This window comes from Micromonospora echinofusca, assembly GCF_017614955.1.
Taxonomy (GTDB): Bacteria; Actinomycetota; Actinomycetes; order Mycobacteriales; family Micromonosporaceae; genus Micromonospora; species Micromonospora echinofusca_A.
Genome location: NZ_WVUH01000553.1, coordinates 1 through 2,872 on the forward strand (window position 1 = coordinate 1; position 2,872 = coordinate 2,872).

The 2,872-nt window shown below is 73.6% G+C and carries 3 protein-coding genes; 2 read left to right on the top strand and 1 reads right to left on the bottom strand.

Translation table 11 applies throughout. The features are described from left to right. Nucleotides 1–1,278 (top strand): acetoacetate--CoA ligase (locus GSF22_RS32555; RefSeq protein ID WP_208817747.1); only part of this gene is annotated, 1,278 nt, incomplete at its 5' end. Between the two features lie 40 nt (nucleotides 1,279–1,318). Here GSF22_RS32555 and GSF22_RS32560 read toward each other — a convergent pair. Next, nucleotides 1,319–2,011, bottom strand: coding sequence for a TIGR03089 family protein (locus GSF22_RS32560; protein WP_208817748.1), 693 nt, complete (start codon nucleotides 2,009–2,011; stop codon nucleotides 1,319–1,321). Between the two features lie 148 nt (nucleotides 2,012–2,159). Here GSF22_RS32560 and GSF22_RS32565 point away from each other — a divergent pair. Then, nucleotides 2,160–2,872: glycosyltransferase family 4 protein (locus GSF22_RS32565; RefSeq protein ID WP_208817749.1), on the top strand; the 713-nt coding region annotated here is incomplete at its 3' end.

The window sequence follows — 2,872 nt, forward strand, 5'->3', positions numbered from 1 at the left end:
GGCGACGCCCCCGCCCACGGCGGGCTCCTCGACTGGGCCGAACTGGCCGCCGACACCGACGAGCCGCTCACCTTCCACCCGGTCCCCTTCGACCACCCGCTCTACGTGCTCTACTCCTCCGGTACCACGGGGCTGCCCAAGCCGATCGTGCACGGGCACGGGGGCATCCTGCTGGAACACCTGAAGATGCTCGCCCTGCACCACGACCTCGGCCCCGGCGACCGGTTCTTCTGGTTCACCACCACCGGCTGGATGATGTGGAACTTCCTGGTCTCCGGCCCGGCGGTGGGCGCGGCGATCGTGCTCTTCGACGGCAACCCGGGCCACCCGGACCTGGGCGCGCTCTGGCGGCTGGCCGCCGAGACCGGCACCACCTACTTCGGCACCTCGGCGCCGTTCCTGCTCGCCTGCCGCAAGGCCGAGCTGCGGCCGAAGGAGATCGCCGACCTCGGCGCGCTGCGCGGGGTGGGCTCCACCGGGGCGCCGCTGCCGGCCGAGGGCTTCACCTGGGTCTACGAGTCGGTCGGCGACCGGCTCCAGCTCCAGTCGCTCTCCGGCGGCACCGACGTCTGCACCGGGTTCGTCGGCGGCGTCCCGCTGCTGCCGGTGTACGCCGGGGAGATCGCCTGCCGGGCGCTGGGCGCGAAGGTCGAGGCCCGCTCGGCGGACGGCAGCCCGGTCGTCGACCAGCTCGGCGAGCTGGTGATCACCGAGCCGATGCCGAGCATGCCGGTCGGCTTCTGGAACGACCCGGACGGTCGCCGCTACCGGGAGGCGTACTTCGACGTCTACCCGGGCGTGTGGCGGCACGGCGACTGGATCACCGTCAACTCCCGGGGCGGCTGCGTCATCACCGGCCGCTCCGACGCCACCCTCAACCGGGGCGGGGTACGCCTCGGCACCGCCGAGTTCTACTCCGTGGTCGAAGGGCTGGACGAGGTGGTCGACTCGGTGGTCGTCCACCTGGAGGACAACGAGGGGGGCGCCGGGGAACTGCTGCTCTTCGTGGTACTCGCCGACGGGCTGGAGCTGGACGAGACGCTGCGGAAGAAGATCTGCCGCGAGCTGCGGACCGCCCTGTCGCCCCGGCACGTACCGGACGACATCCACCAGGTCCGGGCGGTACCGCGCACCCTGTCGGCCAAGAAACTGGAGGTACCGGTGAAGAAGATCCTCACCGGCACCCCGGTGGAGTCGGCGGCGGCGACCGGCGCGCTGGCCAACCCGGAGTCGCTGACCGCCTTCGCCCGGTTCGCCGAGGGCCGCGCCGCACACTGACCCGCCCCACCCCCGCCCCGCCGGTCGGGGACGGGGGCGCTCAGGTCAGTGACACGGTGACCTTCTCGGTGTCGACCCGGTCCGCCAGCCGGGCCGGGTCCAGCCGACCGCAGAGCACCACGCTCGCCCCGGCGACCAACGGGGCGAGCAGCCAGTCGACCGGGTCGGGGTACCGGGCCGCGTCGACGAGTACCCGGTCCCCGGCGCCGACCCCCAGCTCCGCGCCGCGCCGGGCCGCCCGGGCCAGCAGCTCCGCGTCCTGCGGCCCGCCGTCCGGGTACGCCCCGAAGTGGTCGCCCTGCCCCCGCACCTCGGCGATGTAGTCGACGAAGCCGGCCGGTACCTCGCGCAGCGGCAGCCCGAGCGGGGCCAGACCGAGCAGGTACCGCTCGCCGGCCGGCCAGTCGGCCGCCTCGTCCGCCCGGTCCAGCCCGGTGAAGAGCACCTCGACCGGTGCCCCCGGGCCCTGGACCACGGTCGCCCCGACCGACCAGCAGCCGAGCAGGACCACGGCGGACTGCCAGTGCGGCGGCAGCAACACGCCGACCGGGTCACCCGGCGCGACTGCGGCGTCGTCGACGAGCAGGTTCGCGGTCTTGGCCACCCAGTTGGCGCAGGTCGCCCCGGACAGCTCGGTCCGCTCGCCGGTGGCATCGTCGTACCAGGTCAGCAGGGGTCGGGTCGGGTCCGCCGCGACCGCGTCGGCGAACACCCGGGCAATGTTCTCGGCCATCGCGGGAACGATACGCCCCGTCGCGCCGACTCGATGACAGCGGAAAAGCGGCGTACGGTCGGGTCGCAGTCAGCGCTGCCACCCCCGCTCGGCGTAGGCTGCCGGGAGTGTTGTTCCCCACAGTTCCTGCCAACCGAGGAGTTGCCCCGTGACCGCCGGTCGCCCGCCCCGCGTGCTCATCGACGCTACGAGTGTCCCCGCCGATCGGGGTGGCGTCGGTAGATACGTCGATGGCCTGCTCGGTGCGCTGGGCAGGGTCATCGGGTCCGGGCTGGACCTGGCCGTGGTCAGCCTCCGGACCGACGTCGAGCGGTACGCGCGGATGCTGCCGGCGGCCGAGGTGGTCTCCGCCCCGGCGGCGGTGGCGCACCGGCCGGCCCGGCTGGCCTGGGAACAGACCGGCCTGCCGCTGCTCGCCCAGCAGCTCGGGGTGGACGTGCTGCACGCGCCCTTCTACACCTGCCCGCTGCGGGCCGGCTGCCCGGTCACGGTGACCGTGCACGACGCGACCTTCTTCACCGAGCCGGAGCACTACGACAAGTCCCGCCGGACCTTCTTCCGCAGTGCCATCAAGACCTCGCTGCGGCGGGCCGACCGGGTGATCGTGCCGAGCAAGGCCACCCGGGACGAGTTGATCCGGCTGCTCGACGCCGACCCGACCCGGATCGACGTCGCCTACCACGGCGTGGACCAGGCGGCGTTCCACGCGCCCACCGAGGAGGAGAAGGCCCGGGTGCGCGCCCGACTCGGTCTCGGGGACGGCAGCTACCTCGCCTTCCTCGGTGCCAAGGAGCCGCGCAAGAACGTCCCCAACCTGATCCGTGGCTGGGCCCGGGCGGTGGCCGACCGGCCCAACCCGCC

Coding starts and splice junctions, on each gene's coding strand:
- GSF22_RS32560 (WP_208817748.1), bottom strand. CDS start 2,011: ATGGCCGAGAACATTGCCCGGGTGTTCGCCGACGCGGTCGCGGCGGAC.